At 70.7% G+C, this 19,822-nt stretch carries 20 protein-coding genes; 14 read left to right on the forward strand and 6 right to left on the reverse strand.

Features of this window, described 5'->3' with window-relative positions:
- Window positions 1-71: 71 nt before the first annotated feature.
- Complete coding sequence (locus tag LQ757_RS11990) at window positions 72-1,073, reverse strand: NAD(P)-dependent alcohol dehydrogenase (RefSeq protein ID WP_231047480.1); 1,002 nt, start codon at window positions 1,071-1,073, stop codon at window positions 72-74.
- 158 nt (window positions 1,074-1,231) lie between these two features.
- On the opposite strand from LQ757_RS11990, the gene LQ757_RS11995 reads away from it, so the two are divergent.
- On the forward strand, window positions 1,232-1,939 hold the full coding sequence (locus tag LQ757_RS11995) for a TetR/AcrR family transcriptional regulator (RefSeq protein ID WP_231047481.1): 708 nt from the start codon (window positions 1,232-1,234) through the stop codon (window positions 1,937-1,939).
- A gap of 37 nt (window positions 1,940-1,976) precedes the next feature.
- Here LQ757_RS11995 and LQ757_RS12000 read toward each other — a convergent pair whose 3' ends face one another.
- Entirely contained in the window at window positions 1,977-2,627 is a 651-nt protein-coding gene (locus LQ757_RS12000) for a histidine phosphatase family protein (protein WP_231047482.1), read from the reverse strand.
- Window positions 2,628-2,700: 73 nt separating this feature from the next.
- Between LQ757_RS12000 and LQ757_RS12005 the strand changes: the two genes are divergently transcribed.
- Window positions 2,701-3,480 carry an EI24 domain-containing protein gene (locus LQ757_RS12005; protein ID WP_231047483.1) on the forward strand — a complete coding sequence of 260 codons (780 nt, stop codon included), beginning with the start codon at window positions 2,701-2,703 and terminating at the stop codon, window positions 3,478-3,480.
- Window positions 3,481-3,498: 18 nt separating this feature from the next.
- Here LQ757_RS12005 and LQ757_RS12010 read toward each other — a convergent pair whose 3' ends face one another.
- Window positions 3,499-3,933: a group I truncated hemoglobin gene (locus LQ757_RS12010; protein ID WP_231047484.1), complete on the reverse strand. Its 435-nt coding sequence runs from the start codon at window positions 3,931-3,933 to the stop codon at window positions 3,499-3,501.
- Window positions 3,934-4,132: 199 nt separating this feature from the next.
- Between LQ757_RS12010 and LQ757_RS12015 the strand changes: the two genes are divergently transcribed.
- On the forward strand, window positions 4,133-5,242 hold the full coding sequence (locus tag LQ757_RS12015) for a phage tail sheath family protein (protein WP_231047485.1): 1,110 nt from the start codon (window positions 4,133-4,135) through the stop codon (window positions 5,240-5,242).
- 4 nt (window positions 5,243-5,246) lie between these two features.
- On the forward strand, window positions 5,247-6,665 hold the full coding sequence (locus LQ757_RS12020; RefSeq protein ID WP_231047486.1) for an MFS transporter: 1,419 nt from the start codon (window positions 5,247-5,249) through the stop codon (window positions 6,663-6,665).
- A 65-nt stretch (window positions 6,666-6,730) separates the two neighbouring features.
- Here LQ757_RS12020 and LQ757_RS12025 read toward each other — a convergent pair whose 3' ends face one another.
- Window positions 6,731-7,891 carry an epoxide hydrolase family protein gene (locus tag LQ757_RS12025; protein WP_231047487.1) on the reverse strand — a complete coding sequence of 387 codons (1,161 nt, stop codon included), beginning with the start codon at window positions 7,889-7,891 and terminating at the stop codon, window positions 6,731-6,733.
- Between the two features lie 62 nt (window positions 7,892-7,953).
- On the opposite strand from LQ757_RS12025, the gene LQ757_RS12030 reads away from it, so the two are divergent.
- Together LQ757_RS12030 and LQ757_RS12035 are read left to right on the forward strand one after the other, a co-directional pair.
- A complete protein-coding gene (locus tag LQ757_RS12030; protein ID WP_231047488.1) occupies window positions 7,954-8,922 on the forward strand; it encodes a helix-turn-helix transcriptional regulator in 969 nt (322 codons plus the stop codon).
- Window positions 8,919-9,395 carry an SRPBCC family protein gene (locus tag LQ757_RS12035; protein WP_231047489.1) on the forward strand — a complete coding sequence of 159 codons (477 nt, stop codon included), beginning with the start codon at window positions 8,919-8,921 and terminating at the stop codon, window positions 9,393-9,395. The genes LQ757_RS12030 and LQ757_RS12035 overlap by 4 nt, the downstream gene beginning before the upstream one ends.
- Before the next feature lie 22 nt (window positions 9,396-9,417).
- On the opposite strand, the gene LQ757_RS12040 is transcribed toward LQ757_RS12035, so the two are convergent.
- The gene (locus LQ757_RS12040; protein ID WP_231047490.1) at window positions 9,418-9,954 is read right to left on the reverse strand and encodes a hypothetical protein; all 537 of its coding nucleotides are present in this window, start codon (window positions 9,952-9,954) and stop codon (window positions 9,418-9,420) included.
- A gap of 164 nt (window positions 9,955-10,118) precedes the next feature.
- Here LQ757_RS12040 and LQ757_RS12045 point away from each other — a divergent pair, with 164 nt between their 5' ends.
- From LQ757_RS12045 to LQ757_RS12065, 5 genes are read left to right on the forward strand one after another with little or no spacing between them, the layout of a single operon-like run.
- Complete coding sequence (locus tag LQ757_RS12045) at window positions 10,119-10,859, forward strand: DUF2306 domain-containing protein (RefSeq protein WP_231047491.1); 741 nt, start codon at window positions 10,119-10,121, stop codon at window positions 10,857-10,859.
- 4 nt (window positions 10,860-10,863) lie between these two features.
- Entirely contained in the window at window positions 10,864-11,994 is a 1,131-nt protein-coding gene (locus LQ757_RS12050) for a sensor histidine kinase (RefSeq protein WP_231047492.1), read from the forward strand.
- On the forward strand, window positions 11,991-12,665 hold the full coding sequence (locus tag LQ757_RS12055; protein ID WP_231048175.1) for a response regulator: 675 nt from the start codon (window positions 11,991-11,993) through the stop codon (window positions 12,663-12,665). The genes LQ757_RS12050 and LQ757_RS12055 overlap by 4 nt, the downstream gene beginning before the upstream one ends.
- A 60-nt stretch (window positions 12,666-12,725) precedes the next feature.
- On the forward strand, window positions 12,726-13,433 hold the full coding sequence (locus LQ757_RS12060) for an endonuclease/exonuclease/phosphatase family protein (protein ID WP_231047493.1): 708 nt from the start codon (window positions 12,726-12,728) through the stop codon (window positions 13,431-13,433).
- Between the two features lie 21 nt (window positions 13,434-13,454).
- The gene (locus LQ757_RS12065) at window positions 13,455-14,063 is read left to right on the forward strand and encodes a dihydrofolate reductase family protein (RefSeq protein ID WP_231047494.1); all 609 of its coding nucleotides are present in this window, start codon (window positions 13,455-13,457) and stop codon (window positions 14,061-14,063) included.
- A gap of 111 nt (window positions 14,064-14,174) precedes the next feature.
- On the opposite strand, the gene LQ757_RS12070 is transcribed toward LQ757_RS12065, so the two are convergent.
- Window positions 14,175-15,056, reverse strand: a complete 882-nt coding sequence (locus tag LQ757_RS12070; RefSeq protein ID WP_231047495.1) for an intradiol ring-cleavage dioxygenase — start codon at window positions 15,054-15,056, stop codon at window positions 14,175-14,177.
- Between the two features lie 222 nt (window positions 15,057-15,278).
- Between LQ757_RS12070 and LQ757_RS12075 the strand changes: the two genes are divergently transcribed.
- The 3 genes from LQ757_RS12075 (at window position 15,279) to LQ757_RS12085 (ending at window position 19,788) form a co-directional block, all read left to right on the forward strand.
- Entirely contained in the window at window positions 15,279-18,515 is a 3,237-nt protein-coding gene (locus tag LQ757_RS12075; protein WP_231047496.1) for a glycosyl hydrolase family 95 catalytic domain-containing protein, read from the forward strand.
- Window positions 18,516-18,686: 171 nt separating this feature from the next.
- Complete coding sequence (locus LQ757_RS12080; protein WP_304504434.1) at window positions 18,687-19,535, forward strand: class I SAM-dependent methyltransferase; 849 nt, start codon at window positions 18,687-18,689, stop codon at window positions 19,533-19,535.
- Between the two features lie 31 nt (window positions 19,536-19,566).
- Window positions 19,567-19,788 carry a hypothetical protein gene (locus LQ757_RS12085; protein ID WP_231047497.1) on the forward strand — a complete coding sequence of 74 codons (222 nt, stop codon included), beginning with the start codon at window positions 19,567-19,569 and terminating at the stop codon, window positions 19,786-19,788.
- Window positions 19,789-19,822 lie beyond the last annotated feature (34 nt).

Raw genomic sequence — 19,822 nt, forward strand, 5'->3', positions numbered from 1 at the left:
GATGCCGCGGGCTTCGGCTCGCGGCATCCGTTCGTCGTCGCCCAGTGGTGCTCGCCGGGCGTTCGCGGCAGTCAGGCGATGTGCAACACGACGCTGCCCGTCTTGTGGCCGGTGTCGACGTGGCGGTGCGCCTCGACGACGTCGTCGAGATCGTAGGTGCGGTCGATGACCGGCCGCAGCGCACCGGAGTCGGCGAGCCGCGACAGCTCGGCGAACCGCTCGTGCGAGACGGGCGCGCCCGAGGCCGTGACGAGCTTGCCGCTGCGTCGGCTGTCGCGTGAGGCCCGAAGCATCCCGCGCAGGCTCGTGACGACCAGCAGCAGAGCGCCGCCGGGCTTGATCGAGTCGGCGACCCGGTCGAACGGCGCGTTGCCGACGCAGTCGAGGATGGCGTCGTAGGTCTCGCCGTTCTGGGTGAAGTCGTCAGACGTGTAGTCGATGACCCGGTCGGCACCGAGCGAGCGCACCAGTTCGACGTTGCGCGTGCCGCACACGGCGGTGACCCGCGCGCCGCGCTGCTTCGCGAGCTGCACGGCCGCCGTGCCGACGGCGCCCGACGCCCCGTTGACGAGCACCTCGTCGCCGGGCCCGACCTCGGCCCGGTCGAGGAACGCGAGCGCGGTGTGCCCGCCGAACACGAGCGCGACCGACTGCTGCATGTCGAGGCCCGCCGGCTTGCGGGCGATCGCCTTCGACTGCGGAATTCGCGCGTACTCGGCGTGCCCGCCGAAGGTCGAACCGAGCATCGCGATGACCTCGTCGCCGGGCGCGAACCCCGTGACCTCGTCGCCGACGGCGACGACCACGCCCGCGACGTCCATGCCGAGGACGGGCTTGCGCGGACGGAACACGCCGAGCGAGATCGGCACGAGGAACCCGAGCCCCTCGGGCAGGTCGCGGCTGCGCATGCGGTGGTCGGCGATGCTCACGGTGCTCGCGTGCACGCGGACGAGCAACTCGTCGGCCCTCGGGGTCGGCATCGGCCGCTGCTCGACGCGAACCGCCTCGGGGCCGCCGAACCGGTAGGCGACGGCGGCACGCATCCGCGTGCCCTGCTGCTGTTCGGTCGTCATGACTGCTTCCCTTGCCTTCACCTTGAACCTTACGTTGTAAGTCTTACGCTGTAAGATAGCGCGATATCGTAGAGATGTCGAGGGGTTCTCGAGAAATATCCGTGATCGAGTCGGCAGCAGGCGCCGCTGTGTACCGTTGACGCGAGGGGAGGCAGCCGATGCCGTCGATCGCCGAGCAGGCAGCAGAGCCGGGCCGCGCGCGTCGCACCCCGCTCACCCGCGACCGCGTGCTGCAGACCGCCGTCGACCTCGCCGATGCCGGCGGCATCGCGGCGCTCACCATCCGCGCGCTCGCCGAGCAGCTCGGCGTCGAGGCGATGTCCCTCTACTACCACGTGGCCAACAAAGAGGCGATCCTCGACGGCGTCGTCGACCTGGTGTTCCGCGAGATCGAGCAGGTCGCCGGCGGCTTCGAGGTCGCCGAGACGGATGACTCGTGGAAGGCCTCGCTCCGCGCACGCATCCTCGGCGCGCGCACGGTCATGCTGCGGCATCCCTGGGCTCCCGGCGTCCTCGACACCCGCACCGGTCTCGGCCTCGCCCAAGCCCGCTACGTCGACTCGGTCGTCGGCACCCTGCGCGCGGGCGGGTTCACGTACGACCTCATCCACCACTCCATGCACGCCCTCGGCAGCCGCATGTTCGGCTTCTCGCAAGAGCTCGGCGACGATGGCGACGCCGGCGGCGGCGACCTGGCACAGCTCGCCGAGCACGTGCCGCACCTCGCGAACATGCTCGCGGTCGTCGCGCACACCGACCCCGAGTCGACCCTCGGGTGGTGCGACGACCAATTCGAGTTCGAGTTCGGGCTCGACATCGTGCTCGACGGACTCGAGCGGGCGCAGCGGCGCGAAGCGCACGGCTGACGGCTCACGCTGGCGCGCGCAGCCCGTCCGTCGGCGATCAGCTCGCGGGCTGCAACTCCCCGGCTCGCTCGAGGTCGACGAGCACGTCGTCGAAGGGGACGCCGGCGACGGTGAGCACCCGCCACGCGGCATCCGTCGACCGCGACGCGGCCTCGGCCGACGCAGCCGACCGGTTCGACCGAACGTGCGACCACGAGAGGTTGTCGAGCCGCGGGTAGTCGCGAGCGTCGTGCCCGGTGATCGCCGCGAGGGTGTAGCGGATGAGGGTGCCGTGCGCGACGACGAGCACGCGCTTGCCATCCTGGTCGCGGGCGACGCGCTCGAGGCCGAGTACGCCACGTTCGCCGACCTCGTGGTCGGGCTCCTTGCCGGCGAAGTCGCGGTTGGGCCAGCGGGTGTCGAGGTCGGCGACGAGGGTGCCCTCGGCCTCGCCGAACTCCTGCTCGACGAGCTCGTCGTAGGCGGCGCCGAGCGGCAGGTCGAGGTGCTCGGCGAGGATCGCGGCGGTCTCGCGCGCGCGGCCGAGCGGCGAACTCACGACCGCATGCCACGGCTCGGCGGCGAACGCGGCCGCCGCGGCACGCGCCTGCGCACGACCGGTGTCGTTGAGCGGGATGTCGGTGCGGCCCTGCATGCGGGCGGCGAGGTTCCAGTCGGTCTGTCCGTGACGGATGAGGGCGAGCACCATATCCTCCAGCCTATGCATGCAAGATGAACGGATGCCCCGTGCGCCCACCCCGGGCGCACTTTAGGCTGATGCCGTGATCAGGCGGTTCGCATCGGGGGTGGCCCTGCTCGCTCGCGGCTTCGGCTTCTGGCGCCGGCGCCCCGAGGCGATGGCGCTCGGCCTCCTGCCTGCCGCGATCGTGTTCGCGGTCATGGTCGCCGGGCTCATCACGCTCGGCATCAACCTGCCGGGTCTCGTCGAGTGGGCGACCCCGTTCGCCGACGGCTGGGACGCCTTCTGGGCGAATGCGTTGCGCTACGCGATCGCGTTCGTCGCGTTCACCGGCGCGGTCGTGCTCGCGGCCATCACCTTCACGGCGCTGACGCTCGCGGTCGGCGATCCGTTCTACGAGCGCATCTGGCGCGCGGTCGAACTCGACCTCGGCGGCGAGGTGCCCGAACATGGTGCCGGGTTCTGGAAGGGCGTCGCGGATGCCGCGGGGCTCGTCGCCCTCGGCATCGTCGCGGCCCTCGTGGTCGCACTCGTCGGCTTCATCCCGCTCGTCGGCGGCGTCGCGGCTCCCGTGCTCGGCGTCGTCGCGTCGGGCTGGCTGCTCGCCCGGGAGCTCACCTCGCGCGCGTTCGACGCGCGGGGAATCTCGGGCTCCGACCGGGCCGCGCTGCTGCGCGGGAGCCGCGCGCAGTTGCTCGGGTTCGGCGTCGCCACCCAGCTCTGCTTCCTGGTGCCGCTCGGCGCGATCATCACCATGCCCGCCGCGGTCGCCGGCGGGGCGATGCTCGCCCGCGGCGTGCTCGACACCGCGCCTGCGGCTCCCCTGCCGGCCTCACCCGCCGAGCTTCCCCCGCCCGCCTGACGGAATGCAGGCGGGCGCTCAGCTCGCGGCGGTGCGATACCCCTCGGTGACCTCGTCCTTGTGGGCGGCGAACGCGGCGAGGACCTCGCCCTTCTCGCGTTCCGGCACACCGACGGCGTCGAGCGTGCGCCCGAGCTCGGCGGCCACCTCGTCGAATTCGTCGGGCGAGATCCGCAGCTTGCGGTGGGCCTCTTCGAGACCGAGGACCGTGCTGCCGGGAACGGTGGCCGTGTACTCGAAGGGTCCGCCGGCCACATTGCAGACCCAGAGAGTGCGCATGAACTTCAGGCCGGGGAGCCTTCCCAGATTCTGGGTATGCCACTCGCGGAGGGCCGGATTGGCTGACTGCTGGCCGACCATCGGATTCTGCACGACGGCGTCGCTGAAGTGGTCGACGACGGCGGCGATGGCGAACACGCCACCGAGGCGTTCGTAGAGGCTTGGCTCTGACATGGCTGATCCCCTTTGATCTCGTGTCTGATGGCCGACGCGGTCACGGGACTGCCTCCCGTGTTTCTATAGTCGACCGATGTTGATTATACAGCGTGGGCCATCCGACGTCCATCGGCTGTTCCTTGACACCGGCCACCGGCCGGAGGAGGCTCGCACCGAGGACCACGGGCGCGCACCCGCTCACGAGGAGGTGGGGCCGATGACACGACCGATCGAGGGAGTCGGCACAGCGGTTGCGGCCTTCGTCGGGCTCGCCCCGGGCCCGCCCGACTTCGAAACGCCGACCACGTTCGACGAATGGGGCACCGACGAGGACGCGCTCTTCGACCACCTCCGAGGTCGTGCCCTGGGCAGCGCGGTGCGGGCCTTCTTCGAGAACGGAGGTCGGACCGCGGTGGTGATCGGCGTCGAGGACGCCGGGTCCGCAGCCGTGCGGGCCGGCCTCGAAGCGCTCGACACGGTGGACCTCGTCAACCTGCTCGTGCTCCCGGCGGAGTCCGCGGATCGCGAGGACGCCCGTGACACCGTGGCCGAGGCCGTCGCGTTCTGCGAGCGCCGACGAGCGATGCTGCTCGTCGGCCCTCCGCCGGGCTGGACCGACACCGCTGCGATCGAGGCCGCACTGGCGCGGGGCGTGGAGGCGGCGGTCGGCACCTCGAGCCCGAACGCCGCGCTCTACCTGCCGCGGCTGCGCTGGTCCGACCCGGTCCAGGGCGCGGTGCCCGAGGTGTCGTCGGCGGCCGGCGCCGTGGCCGGCGTGATCGCCCGCACCGACGCGACCGAGGGTGTGTGGAGCGCTCCGGCGGGGATGGACGCCGAGCTTCGCGGGGCCGTCGGCCTCGATTTCGAGCTGGACCAGGACGACGCGCATGCACTGAACACCGCCGGCGTCAACACCCTGCGCATGTTCCCGGGGCGGCGGAGCCCGATCGTCTGGGGCGCGCGCACCCTCGCGGGCGCCGACTCCGCAGCGAGTGAGTGGAAGTACGTGCCGGTGCGCCGCACCGCGCTGTTCCTCGAGGAGAGCATCGAGCGCGGCTTGGACTGGACGCAGTTCGAGCCGAACGACGGGGCGCTGTGGGAGACGGTGCGCGACGCGGTGGGCACGTTCCTGTACGACCTGCACCGGGCAGGCGCGTTCCAGGGTCGATCGCCCCGCGACGCGTACTTCGTGCGTTGCGATCGCGACACGATGACGCAGCACGATCGCGAGACGGGTCGCGTGGTCGTGCGCGTCGGCTTCGCGCCGATCAGGCCGGGCGAGTTCGTCGTGCTCACCATCCTGGCGTCGGCACTGCCCGCGACCTGATCCGATGCCGCACCAGGACGGCGCTGCCGAACCGCGCACGGCGCGAGCGCCGCGCACACCGCGCTTCTCACGATCGTCCTGGACGATCGCGGCGCTCTGCAGCGGCACCGCGCTGAGCGCACTGAACTCGGGGATGATCGCCGTCTCGCTCAGCACCCTCCGGCGCGAGTTCGCGGTGGATGCGGCCGCGGTCACCTGGGTGATCTCGGTGTTCTACCTCACGTCGGCGGTGCTCCAACCGCTCATGGGGCGCCTCGCCGACCGATACGGGCCGCGCCGCGTGTTCAGGATCGGTATGTGCATCGTCATCGTGGCCGGCGTGCTCGGGCCGTTCAGCCCCTCGCTCGAGTGGCTGTGCGCCGCCCGGGTGGTGCTCGCGGTCGGCACGGCGACGACGTTCCCATCGGCGGCGTCGATGCTCCGGTCGATCTCGGCGGTTTCGGGCAGGAGCGCGCCGAAGATGATCGGCCGCATCCAGCTCATCGACACGAGCACGGCCGCGATCGGACCCATCGTCGGCGGCGTGCTCCTCGTGCTCTTCGGATGGGAGGCGATCTTCTGGATCAACGTGCCCCTCGCCGCGATCGCGATCGTCAGCACCTCGATACTCGCTCCGAGAGACGGGACTCGCGACCGCCTGCCGTTGCGAACGACCCTCGCCGAGTCGGACATCCCGGGCATCCTCGCCTTCAGCGTCACGATCGTCGCGCTGCTCATGTTCCTGCTCGAGGTGACGACGGATCCGAACTGGCTGCTGCTGCCGGCCGCCGTCCTGGCTGCGGGGCTGTTCGTGTGGCGCGAGCTGCGCTGCGCGGCGCCGTTCATCGACCTGCGCCTGCTCGCCGCGAACGTGCCGCTCATCCGCGTGTACCTCACGTTCATCCTCGCGAACCTCGTGCTCTACAGCGCGCTCTTCGGCATGCCGCAGTTCCTCGAGGACCACGCCGGGTTCAGCACGGCAGCCGTCGGTGCGATGCTCGTTCCGCTCGCCGCGTTCAACATCGTCATGACACCCGTCGTCGAGCGGCTCATCGACCGCCGCGGCCTCCGCACCGCGCTCGTGATCGGATCGGCCGGACTCGCGGTCGCGACGCTGGGGCTCCTCGTTCTCGCCGTGTCGACCGCGGCGTGGGTGGTGCTGCTCGTCACGGCGGCGATCGGCATTCCGTACGTCGTCGTGCTCATCGCGATCACCCAGTCGCTCTACGTGGCGGCGCCGCCCGATGAGGTCGGCGAGGCCGCGGGGCTCTTCCAAACGGCACGATCGCTCGGATGCATCGGCTCGACGGTCGTCGTCGGCGTCTCGTTCGCGTCGGGCACCGGGCCGATCGATTGGCTGCTGCTCGCCGGCACCACCGTGGTGCTGGCCGTGCTGGTGCTCGTGGTCATCGTGTTCTGGCGGACACGACCCTCGGACGGATAGGCGAGCGGATGCCGCGAGCCTCAGCCCGCGGCATCCGCCCGACGTGCTCCAGCGGGTGACCCGGATCAGCCCCGCAGCGACGCGAAGAAGGCGCGGATGTCGCCGACGACGGCGTCGGGCACCTCGAGTGCGGCGTAGTGACCGCCCTCCTCGAACCGGCTCCAGTGGACGATGTTGGAGTTGTCGCGCTCGGCGAACACCTTGATCGTCTGGAAGTCGTCCTTGAACACCGCGACGCCGGTGGGCGCGCCGTTCACCTGCGGCCCAGTCTCGTCGGACGCGGCATCGGCCCGCGCGTTCTCGAGGTAGCTGCGGCTCATGCCGGCGGCGGCGTTCGCGAACCAGTTCACGCTCACCTCGGTGAGGATCTTCTCGAGCGGCACGAGCGAGGTGCCGTTGCCGAACGAGTTGAACAGCTCGCTGTAGGCGAGCAGGGCGACGGGCGAGTCGCTGAGGCCGACAGCGACGGTCTGCGGCCGCGAGGCGTTCATCGTGTTGTAGCCGCCGACCGACTGGAACCACTGCATGTGCTCGAGCCCCGCGTAGTCCTGCGGCTCGAGGCGCTCGAACTCGCTCGGGTCGCCCGACGGGAACGAGAACAGCTGCAGCACGTGCAGGCCGAGGAAGCCCTCGGGGCTCTGCAGGCCGAGCTCGCGGGCGACGAGCGCGCCGTTGTCGGAGCCGTGGATGCCGTACTCGGAGTATCCGAGCCGGTGCATCAGCTCGTCATAGGCGCGGGCGACGCGGGCCATCGCCCAGCCGGTCTCGGTGACGGGGTTCGAGAAGCCGTAGCCCGGGGCATCCGGCACGACGACGTCGAAGGCGTCCTCGGCGCGCCCGCCGTGCGCGACCGGGTCGGTGAGCGGGCCGATCATGTCGAGGTAGTCGACGGATGACCCGGGGTAGGTGTGCGCGAGGATCAGCGGCGTGGCGTCGGGGTGCGGCGAGCGCACGTGGATGAAGTGGATGGGCTGCCCGTCGATCTCGGTGATGAAGTGCGGGAACGCGTTGATGCGCTCCTCGGCGGCGCGCCAGTCGAAGTCGCGCCACTGGTCGACGGCGTCGCGCAGGTAGTGGTTCGGGGTGCCGGAGTCCCAGTCGTCCACGGCTGCGGGGTGGGGCAGGCGGGTGCGCGCGAGGCGCTCCACGAGGTCGTCGAGCTCGGCCTGGTCGACCTCGACGCGGAACGGGCGGATGTCGGTGCTGAGTGTCGTGGTGTTCGTCATGTCTTCGACGGTACGGTGCAATCAGGCACGTTCCGTTCCTAATTTCGGAAGAGAATCACGATATGTCCGATACCGCCGCACGCCTCCTCGCGCTGCTCTCGTTGCTGCAGTCGCGGCCCGGCTGGACCGGGAGCGAGCTGGCCGCTCGACTCGGCGTGACCCCGCGGACCATTCGCAACGACATCGACCGACTCCGCGAACTGGACTACCCCGTCGACGCCGCTCGCGGCGCCGCCGGCGGCTACCGCCTCGGTGCCGGCGGCAAGCTGCCGCCCCTCCTGCTCGACGACGAGGAGGCCGTCGCCGTCGCGATCGGCCTGCGCGCCGCAACCGGCATCGCCGGCATCGAGGAGTCGAGCGCCCGTGCGCTCGCGAAGCTCGAACAGGTGCTCCCGGAACGCCTTCGGCCCACGGTGTCGGCGATCGGCGCGGTCGTCGACCGGGCACCCGAGAACACCGGCACGGATGCCCCCGACCCCGAGGTCGACCCCGCCGTGCTCGCGGCCATCGCCGCCGCCATCCGCGACGTCGAGTGGTTGCGGTTCGAGGACCGCGGCACGCCGCGGCTCGTCGAGCCCTACCGTCTGCTGAGCTGGGAGCGCCGCTGGTACCTGGTCGGGCGCGACCCGCGCTCGGACGAGTGGGGCGTGTTCCGGGCGGACTGGATCGAGCCGCGGATGCCGACCCGCCGACGATTCTCACCCGTTCCGTTGCCCGGCGGTGACTACTCGGCCTTCGCGATGCGCTCGATCGCCATGAGCGGGTGGAACGTGCACGCGAGGCTCCGCGTCGCCGCCCGGGCGGACGCCGTGATCGCGCGCATCAACCCGACCGTCGGCGTCGTCGAGGCGGTCTCCGAAGCGGAGTCGGTGCTCGTGACCGGCGCCGACAGCCTCGACACGATCGCCGCCTACATCGGGATGCTCAACATGGACTTCACCGTGGAGTCGCCGCCCGAGCTCGTGCCGCTGCTGCGCACGCTGTCGCGACGGTATGCTCGCGCGGCCGACGGTGCGAGGCTTGAGGCATGACGACGAAGATCGTGCTCCACGTCGATGTCGCGGCCTCACCCGAGGACGTGTTCGACCTCGTGTGCGACCTGCACAGCTACGGTCGCTGGCTGCCGTCGGCCGGCGACTACGAGGGCACGAGCGAGATCTCGCCGCCGCCCGTCGCGGTCGGCACCACCTACGTCGAGCACAGCCGCACCGGCGTGCGACACGGCCTCGTGATCGCACTCGCCCGGCCCGACGTGGTCGCGTTCCGACAGCCGATGGCCCTCCGTCCGCGCAGTCTCGGCAGGATCGAGAGCATCGTGAGCATGTCGTTCGCCGCGACCGCCGGCGGGGTGCGCGTCACGCGCACGGTCGAACTCGGCATCCCCCGGCGGCTCAAGCTCGTGCGCTCGATCATCGTCGGGCGCTACGCCCGCGAGAGCGAACGGATGCTCGATGCGCTGAAGGCGTACGCGGAGCGACCCGGCGCGGCCGGGACATCCGCCTGACTGCGACGACGCCGCCGCGGACTCAGTTCGCGCCCGGCAGGCCGACGCGGTCGGGAATCGCGCCCCTGACCTTCGGCAGCCACGCATCGACGTCGGGCCAGGCACGCGCGGTCGGCAGGTGCCGCAGCAGCCCCGCGAGCGAATCGTCGGCCGAAGGCCACGGGATGACCCGGCTCGGCGACGCGCTCGAGAGCACGCCGAGCCACCAGTGCTTCCACGTGACGGGCAGCACCTCGGGGTGGATCACGACGTAGTAGTCGGGCACGCTGAAGTCGTGGCGCACGGCGGCGTCGAGTGCGCGCTCGATCTCGAGTTCGAGCACGCCGTAGGTCGACTGGTCGTCGAAGAACTCGACCCATGCGGCCGCGACATGTGCGAGCGGATCGTGGTCGTGCACGACATACGGTGCGGCGGAGGTGGCCGACCAGCGCGCGACCTCGGCATCGGTCGCGTCGTGCAATGACGCGGCCTGCACGTTGGCGTACCCCTCGAGCGCATGGATCGCGTTCGTCGCCTCATCTCCGACGACGACCAGGGTGGTGCTGGCCGGGGCCTCCATTTCCGAAGTCTACGTCTGCCACGGCCGTCGCAGGGGCAACCGCGCCGAACCGTGATCGGGTCGTGTCACGCGGCGTGCCACGCGGCCCGCTTCGGCCGAAAGTACGAGGTGATTCGAGCCCGGCGGCCGATGTCGCCCCCGGCGGGAGTCGCGAGCATCGAGACATGACCGAATCATCCGCCGCCCGCCTGTCCGCGCACGTCGGCGGCGCCTCGCCCAGCCGTCCCGCCTCGAAACCGCGAGCCCACTGGCTCGCACCGACCGGGCTCATCCTGCTCAGCCTCGTGCCGATCGCGGCGGGCGCATTCCGCCTCACCGAGCTCACGAGCGGCGGCGCCGTGACGCCCGCCAACGCGAGGTTCTTCGACTCGCCGGTTCCCGTCGCGGTGCACATCGTCGCCTCGAGCGTGTTCCTCGTGCTCGGGGCGCTGCAGTTCGCGCCGGGGCTGCGACGGCGTCGCTGGCACCGGTACTCCGGGCGCATCGTGGCGCCCGCGGGCCTCGCCTCGGCACTCTCGGCGCTGTGGATGACGCTGTTCTACGCAATGCCCGCGGTCAACGGCGAGGCCCTCTTCGTGATGCGCCTCGTGTTCGGCACCGCGATGGCGGCGGCGATCGTCGTCGCGTTCGTAGCGATCCGCCGCGGTGATGTGGCGACGCACAGCGCGTGGATGACGCGCGCCTACGCGATCGGGCTCGGCGCCGGGACCCAGGTGTTCACTTTCCTTCCGTGGACGCTCGCGCTCGGCGCTCCCGACGAGACGATGCACGCGGTGCTCATGGGTGCGGGCTGGGTGATCAACCTCGCCGTCGCCGAGCTCGTCATCCGGCGCAGAGCCGCGCGATCGACCCGCACGTCCCGTACTTCCGGCCGATCCGGCGCCGCCGATGCCCGCCTATCATGAGGGCATGACGCGCCTCGTCCGCTCGCTGTGGAATGCGCCGGCGGCGGCGTCGCCGCCTCCGCGGCGGGTGTGGCGCGACTGGGTGCTGGTGGCGGTGATTCCGCCGCTGGTGCTGTTCGAGGCCGCAGTGCGACCGGATGTCCCGTGGCGGTGGCTCTGGGCGGCCGTGCTGATCGGGCTCGTGCCGACGCTGCTGTGGCGCCGCACCCGACCGCTCCTGATGCTCGCGATCGCGTTCGCCGTCGGCTGGGTGGGCTCAGCCGCGACCGGCGGCGATCCGCAGCTCGTCACGACCGCGTACTTCCTGATCCTCGTGTACGCGGTGTTCCGCTGGGGCGACGGTCGCGCATTCGTCGGCGGGGCTGCGCTGCTGGTGGCGTCGTCGGCGGTGTCGTTCGTGCTCGGGTCGACGACCGTGGGAGATGTCATCGGCGGGCTGGGCGTGCTCGTCGCGACCGTCGCCCTCGGCGTGGCGTTCCGCTGGCGCGCGGGTGCGCGTGCCCGCGAACTCGATCGCGTCAAGCTCGTCGAACGCGAGCAGCTCGCACGCGACCTGCACGACACGGTGGCGCACCACGTCTCGGCGATCGCGATCCAGGCGCAGGCGGGCACCGCGGTCGCGGCGACGAGCCCCGATGCGGCCGCCGCCGCCCTGCGGACGATCGAGCTCGAGGCGTCGCGCACCCTTGCCGAGATGCGCTCGATCGTGCGCGTGCTGCGCAACGACGATGCCGCCGAACGCACACCCGGCCCGGGCATCGCCGATCTGCGCGCGCTCGCCCGAGCCGAGCCCGGCTCGCCGATCGTCGACGTTCGCGTCGAGGGCGACGTCGACGCGGTGCCGCCGACCATCGCCGCCGCGCTCTACCGGCTCGCGCAGGAAGCCGTGACGAACGCGCGACGACACGCCCGCAACGCCACGCGTGTCGACGTGCACGTTCGGGTCGACGCCGCTGACATCAGGCTCGACGTCGACGATGACGGCGAGCCTGCGACATCCGCGACGCCCGGATTCGGCATCACGGGCATGCGAGAACGTGCGACGCTGCTCGGGGGCACCTTCCGGGCCGGCCCTGCAGCGGGCGGCGGCTGGTCGGTCACGGCCGTCATCCCCCGCACCGGGTGGCCGACGTGACCGTGCGCGTGATCGTCGCCGACGACCAGGAACTCGTGCGCGCCGGCCTGCGCATGATCCTCGACGTGCAACCCGACATCGAGGTGGTCGGCGAGGCCGCGGACGGAGCCGAGGCGGTCGCCCTCGCCCACCGGTTGCGGCCCGACGTCTGCCTGCTCGACATCCGCATGCCCGTGCTCGACGGCATCGACGCCACCCGCGAGCTCGCGGGGCCCGATGTCGCCGATCCGATCCCCGTGGTCGTGATCACGACGTTCGACCTCGACGAGCACGTCTATGCGGCATTGCGCGCCGGGGCGCGCGGCTTCCTGCTGAAGGACGCGGGCCCCGCGATGCTCGCCGAAGCAGTCCACGCGGCCGCGCGCGGTGACGCGCTCATCGCCCCGAGCATCACGGTGCGCCTGCTCGAGGCATTCGCGGGGTCGGCGCAGTCGGCGCCGGCGGTGAATCCCGCGGAACCGCTCACCCGCCGCGAGCAGGACGTGCTCGCCGAGGTTGCGCGCGGCCTCGGCAACACCGAGATCGCCGCCGAACTGCACATCTCGCTCAGCACGGTGAAGACGCACATCGCGAGCATCATGGCCAAGATCGGCGCTCGCAATCGGGTCGAGCTGGCGATCTGGGCGCTCGGTCGGCGAGGCCGGGACTCGCAGGTGCGGCACCCCGAATGAATCCGGGAGCACCCTGTCAAGGCAGCCACATCGGGCCCCGGCCTGCGTAGGCTGGAGCCGATGAAGGTCGTCAGCTACAACCTCCGCAAGCACCGGGCAATCGATGAGCTCGCTGCGCTCGATGAGCGGTACTCCCCCGATGTGCTCTGCCTGCAAGAGGTCGAGACCACCGGGCTCGCCGAGCACGTCGGGCGGCTGCAACTGGCGCACTCCACCACGGGCAATCGGCTCGGGCTGGCCGTGTACTTCCGGCCCGACCGCTACGAGTTCGAGGTCGTGCAGAGCTTCGCGCTCAAGAAGTCCTTGCACGACCACCTGCTGCGGCCGGCCCACGAGCGCCTCGTCGGCGTGCGGCTGCGAGACCTCGCGGCCGACCGCGAGTTCGTCGTCGCCTCGTTCCACGCGGCCCCGCTGACGGCGCTGAACTCGCTCCGTCGTCACCAGATCCACGCGGCGCTCGCCGAGCTGCAGGGCATCGGGCCCGGCCTGCCGATCCTCATGGTCGGCGACTACAACTACCCCGTGTTCAAGGACAATCTCGCCGAGAAGGTGCGCGAGGCGGGCTACGAGCTCACCCTCAGTGACAGCCGCACGTACACGCGCTACAAGTTCTTCCGCGGGCACTTCGATCTCGCGACCTCGGTCGGCTTCGACATCGAACGGGTCGAGACGCTCCCGCGAGGGTCATCCGATCACCTGCCGATCCTCGTCGACGCGCGCTACACGTCCGCGGCCGAATCCGAGATCGAGGAGGCCATCGGCGCCTGACCCCGACCGAAGGAGCACATCATGGGAACCATCGTCGCCGACCTGTTCGTCACGCTCGACGGCGTCTACCAGGCACCGGGCGGTGCGAACGAGGATGACGAGGGCGGCTTCGAGTTCGGCGGCTGGCAGGCGCCCTACTTCGACGGCGAGACCGGCGAGGCGCTCGACGCGGGCTTCGCCGACTTCGACGCGCTGCTGCTCGGCCGCAAGACCTACGACATCTTCGCCGGCTACTGGCCGAAGCAATCCGCCGACATGCCGATCGCACGGAAGCTCAACGAGGTGCCGAAGTTCGTGGTCTCGCACACGCCGTTCGAGCCGACGTGGCAGGGCACGACGGTGCTGACCGAGGTCTCGAGTGAGATCGCACCGCTGAAGCAGCGGTTCGGCACGACACGCGTGATCGGCAGCGGCCACCTCGTGCAGTCGCTGCTCGAGGCCGACCTCGTCGATCGCCTGAACCTGTACGTCTACCCGATCACGTTCGGGTCGGGCAAGAGCCTCTTCACCCGCGGCGTGCCGGCGGCGTTCACGCTCGCCGAGCCGCCCCGGGCGTTCCCGAAGGGCGCGGTGCTGCTCGCCTATGACCGCGCGGGCGCGCCCGTCACCGGGATCGATATCGACGCGTAGCGGTTCGCTCAGCGGCGCAGCCGACGCGCCTCACACGCGTCACACGCCTCACACGCCTCACACGCCTCACTCGCCTCACACGCCTCACACGCCTCACACGCCTCACACGCCTCACACGCCGATCGTGAGCGCCGCGGTGTAGCCGTTCGCGACCGAGCCCGACATGCTCGCGATCTGGTGGATGCCGCCGTCGTCGCCGAACACGTTGTCGCCCGCGAGGCTCACCTGCGACACGTTGCGCACGCTCTGCTCGTAACCCGCGGTGGAGTAGACGAGTGCGTTGGCCTCTTCGGGCAGCGCGATCTGCGAGGTCTTCACGATCGGCCCAGAGGCGACGGCGTTGTCGACATCGGAGTAGACCTCGAAGTGGATGTGCGGCCACCGCCCCGAGTAGCAGGCCGGGTAGATCGAGGTGAACCGCACGGTGCCCATCTCGTCGGTCGCCTGCACGCCGCGCAGGTAGTTCACGTCGTCGAGCCCGCCGGTGTACAGCGAGTAGTCACCGTTGCGGTCGCAGTGCCAGAGGTAGACGCCCGCGCCGACGAGCGCGCTGCCGGTCGCCGCATCGCGCACGGTCAGCTCGATCGTGAGCGGCACGCCCTCGGCGACGACCGTCGAGGATCCGAAGCTCGAGCGGATGTCGCTGCGCACGATGCCCGAGTCGTCGAGCACGTTCACGCCGTTCGAGCCGTCGCCCGGGTAGGGTCCGCCGGTCTCGTCGGGCACCTCGGTGAGCGGATCGGATGCCCCGGCGGTGGCGGATGTCGACGGCGATGCGTCGCCCGTGGCGGGGGTCGTCGCACTCGCGGGCGTCTGGGGTTCGGGTGCGGCGCACGCCGCGAGCAGCGAGGTGAGGCCGATACCGCCGAAGATGCCGAGGGCGCGGCGGCGGTCGATGAGGGTGCGGATGTCGTAGACGAGGCCGCGGTGGTCTTCGTCGATCGGGTTGCCGTGCTCGTCGAGCCAGCGGGGGTCGGTGGGGGTCTCGGTCATCGTCGTCGTCTCCTTCACGTTGCAGCCACCGTGCCACTCGAATGCGGTTGCGTGCTGTGCGCGGGCTATGAGCGCGCCATGAGCGCGACGTCATCGAACGAGCATGAAATCGCCCTATACATCCGATCTTTCCTTCGCCATCATGGAGGGTGTTGCCTGCGGATGCCGCAATGCTGTACGCAACGCGATGAAACAACAGACCAATGATGCTCAGGAGACTTCATGATTCTCGAATCTCAACTGCCCCGCCGACGTGTCCTCCAACTCGGCGGCATCGTCGCCCTGTCGCCCCTGCTGACCGACTTCGTCGCCTCGCGACCGGCCGCCGCCGCCCCGCTCACCGGCTCGGCATTCCGCGCGGCGGGTGCACCAGTCACCGTGCCCGACCTCTCGCCGAAGTCGCTCTGGTACCGGCTGCCGGCCACCGACTGGCAGTCGCAGGCCCTGCCGATCGGCAATGCGCGCCTCGGCGCGATGCTCTACGGCGCCCCCGAGGAAGAGGTGGTGCAGTTCAACGAGCAGAGCCTCTGGGGCGGCGTCAACAACTACGACAACGCGCTCATGGGCCAGCCCGACGGCGCCTTCGACACCGGCATGCTCGGCTTCGGCTCGTACCGTGACTTCGGGTCGCTGCGCATCACGTTCGCTGCTCGCCCGAAGGTCACGTCGCCGGGCGGCCCGTACCAGATCTCGGGATCCGAGAGCCTCGAGAAGACCTACGACGGCAACGCGGGCACCAAGTGGTGCATCATCTCGCCGCCCGCCACCGTGCAGTGGCAGGCGCAGCTCCCCGAGGCCACCGTCGTCACGAGCTACACGCTCACGAGTGCCAACGACGTGCCCGCGCGCGACCCGCAGGACTGGGTGTTCGAGGGTTCCGCAGACGGCTCCGCCTGGTTGACGCTCGACACCCGCCACGTCGCGCCGTTCGAACAACGGTTCCAGGCCAAGCAGTTCACGTTCTCGAACTCCGAGGCGTACCGCTTCTACCGGTTCGTGATCACGCCCAAGCCAGGCGTCTCGCACTTCCAGGTCGGCGAGATCGCGCTGGGTGGCGTCAGCCTGGCATCAGGGGCGACGGTCTACGTGTCGTCTCCCAGCGGCCACGCGGCGGGGGCATCCGCCGGTTCAGACATCACGCGCAGCGTCGACAACGACGCCGCGACGGTGTGGCGCGTCGATGAGCCGGGCGACGGCGTGCAGTGGCAGCTCGACCTTCCCGCGGCACACGCCATGACGTCGTACCGGCTGCAGGCGGGCCCCGACGCTCCCGAGCACGACCCCCGGGGCTGGGTGCTCGAGGCGACGGTGAACGGGCGCGACTGGAAGACCCTCGACACGCGTACGGGCGGATCGCCGTTCACGGCTCGCGGCGAGGAGCAGCGCTTCACGTTCGCGAACTCGACGGCCTACTCGAGCTACCGACTGACGTTCACGACGGCCTCGCCGACCACGCCGCTGCAGTTGGCGAGGGTCGCGTTCGCGAGCGCATCGACCGACACCGCCACGCGCGCCGCCGTCGCGGAGTACCGCCGTGCCCTCGACCCGGCGATCGGCCTGCACGCGACCTCGTACGCGACGGTCGCCGGCCGCGTGCTGCGCGAGGCGTTCGCGAGCCGCGACGCCGACGTCATCGTGCTGCGCTACACGACGGACTCCGCGGCGGGCATGTCGGCCGAGCTGTCGCTCACCTCCGCCCAGGAGAACGCCCCGACCTCGGCTCACGGCGACGGTCGCGGGCTCGGGTTCGCGAGCGCCATGGGCAACGGCCTGAAGCACGCGGCGACCGTGCGCGTCGTCGATGCCGACGGCGAGATCTCCGCGTCGGGCGAGACGCTTCGCATCGCCGGCGCCACGCGCCTCACCCTTCTGCTCGATGCCCGCACCGACTACAAGATGAGCGCCGCCGACGGATGGCGCGGGGCCGCCCCGCAGCCCCGCATCGATGCGGCGATCGCCGCCGCGGCGGGTCGCTCGTACGACGACCTCTTCACGGAGCACGTCGACGAGGTCTCGGAGCTGACCTCGCGCGCCGCGATCGAGTGGGGCGACACCGACCCCGGCGTGCTCACGCTGTCGACGAGCGAGCGGCTCGCCCGGTACGCGACGGGCGCGGCCGATCCCACGCTCGAGCAGGCCATGTACGACTACGGCCGATACCTGCTGATCAGCTCGTCGAAGCCCGGCGGGCTCCCCGCGAACCTGCAGGGGCTGTGGAACAACAGCAACCAGCCGGCATGGGCTTCCGACTACCACACGAACATCAACGTGCAGATGAACTACTGGAGCGCCGAGACGACCGACCTGCCCGAGAGCCATGAGGCGCTCGCCGCGTTCATCGAACAGGTCGCCGTGCCGAGTCGTGTGGCGACGAGGAACGCGTTCGGCGAGGACACCCCCGGGTGGACGGCCCGCACGTCGCAGAGCATCTTCGGCGGCAACTCGTGGGAGTGGAACACCATCGCGAGCGCCTGGTACGCGCAGCACCTCTACGAGCACTGGGCGTTCACGCAGGACATGGACTTCCTCGAGCGGCTCGGCTACCCGCTCATCAAGGAGATCTGCGAATTCTGGGTGCACGAGCTGAAGGAACTGCCCGACGGCACCCTCGTCGCACCCAACGGCTGGTCGCCCGAGCACGGCCCGCGCGAAGACGGCGTCATGCACGATCAGCAGATCATCTGGGACCTGTTCCAGAACTATGTCGAATGCGCCGAGGCGCTCGAGGTCGACGCCGAGTACCGCACGACGATCGCCGGCCTGCAGTCCCGACTCGCGCCGAACAAGATCGGCCGCTGGGGCCAGCTGCAGGAGTGGCAGACCGACCGAGACGACCCGAACGACCTGCACCGCCACACGTCGCACCTGTTCGCGGTCTACCCGGGCCGGCAGATCACCGCGGCGACGCCCGAGCTGGCGGCCGCGGCGCTCGTCTCGCTGAAGGCGCGCTGCGGCGAGAAGGAGGGCGTGCCGTTCACCCCCGGCACCGTGTCGGGTGACAGCCGCAGGTCGTGGACCTGGCCGTGGCGTACGGCGCTGTTCGCGCGCCTCGGCGACGCCGAGCGGGCGAAGGTCATGGTTCGCGGCCTGCTCACCTACAACACGCTGCAGAACCTGTTCTGCAACCACCCGCCGTTCCAGCTCGACGGAAACTTCGGCATCGCCGGCGCGATCCCCGAGATGCTGCTGCAGAGCCACGGCGGTGTCATCCACCTGCTGCCCGCCCTGCCGAGCGACTGGGCGCCGAGCGGTTCGTTCACCGGCCTGCGTGCCCGAGGGGGCTACGAGATCAGCTGCGAGTGGCGTGACGGACGGGTCACCTCGTACGACGTGCGCGCCGACCGTGCACCGAACATGAGCAACGTCACGGTCGTCGTGAACGGCGAGCGCCGCAAGGTGAAGCCCGCGAACGTCAAGAACGGCAACCCGATGCGCGACCTCGGGACGGCCGCGGACTGAGTCGACGACGGTGCGGATGCTGCGACCACGCGGCATCCGCATCGTCGCGTTCCGGGCGCTCCCTGACGAAATCTCCGTGTGCTGCACGGATGTCGCGACTCGGCGGTGCGAGCACGCTGGCCCCGAAGCATCCGAATCTGCCTGCTTCCCATCCCAGCAAGGAGACCACCGATGTCCGACGCCCAGACCATTCCCGCCATCCGATCCGACGCCGACCGCGCGCTCAAGCAGAAGCACCGCGCGATGTGGGCCTCGGGCGACTACCCGAGGCTCGCGAGCGAACTCATCTGGCGGCTCGGGCCGCGCCTCGTCGCAGCAACCGCGGTGCAGCCCGGTGAACGCGTGCTCGACGTCGCGGCCGGCAGCGGGAACGTCGCCATTCCGGCGGCACTGCACGGTGCGACCGTCGTCGCGAGCGACCTCACGCCCGAATTGTTCGACGTCGGTCGGCGCCTCGCCACCGAGGCTGGGGCCGAGCTCGAGTGGCGCGAGGCCGATGCCGAGGCGCTGCCGTTCCCCGACGGCTCGTTCGACGTGGTGCTCTCATGCGTGGGCGTGATGTTCGCACCCCACCACCAGCAGGCCGCCGACGAGCTCGTCCGCGTCACCGCGCGAGGCGGGCGCATCGGCCTCATCAGCTGGACCCCCGACGGGTTCATCGGCCGCATGTTCAAGACCATGAAGCCGTTCGCGGCGCCGTTGCCCGACGGCGCGCAGCCGGCACCGCTCTGGGGCGATGAGCAGCACGTGCGCGAACTGCTCGGCGACCGCGTCGACGACGTCGACGCCAAGCGCCAGACCGTCGCGATCGACGCCCTCACGACGCCCGAAGCGTTCCGCGACTACTTCAAGACCAACTACGGCCCCACCATCGCCGTCTACAACCGCATCGCCGACGACCCCGACCAGGTTCGTGCGCTCGACGATGCCCTCGTCGCCCTCGCGGCCGAACACGGCCTCGGCAGGACCGGCGAACCGATGCAGTGGGAGTACCTGCTGCTCACCGCGCGAAAGCGGTGAGCCTCGGGGCACCCCCGAAGGAGAGACCATCATGTACCTCAGCGAAGACTACGTCGCAGCAGCACTGCACCGCGCTGCCGAGCAGCGCATGCTGCGCGACCTCGAGCGGCGACGAGTGATCGCCGAGCGCGCCGCCGAGACCGCCGAGGCCGCCGCGGGGGTGACGGATGCCGCGCGCCCGCGCCGAGGCATCCGCGCCCTGCTCCCCCGGCGCCTCGGGCCGCTCATGCCACCGCGCCCGCTCGCCTCGTAAGGCACTCGCCGGCGACGCCCTGCGCGCACTGGTC

This window comes from Agromyces cavernae, assembly GCF_021044935.1.
GTDB classification, from domain to species: domain Bacteria; phylum Actinomycetota; class Actinomycetes; order Actinomycetales; family Microbacteriaceae; genus Agromyces; species Agromyces cavernae.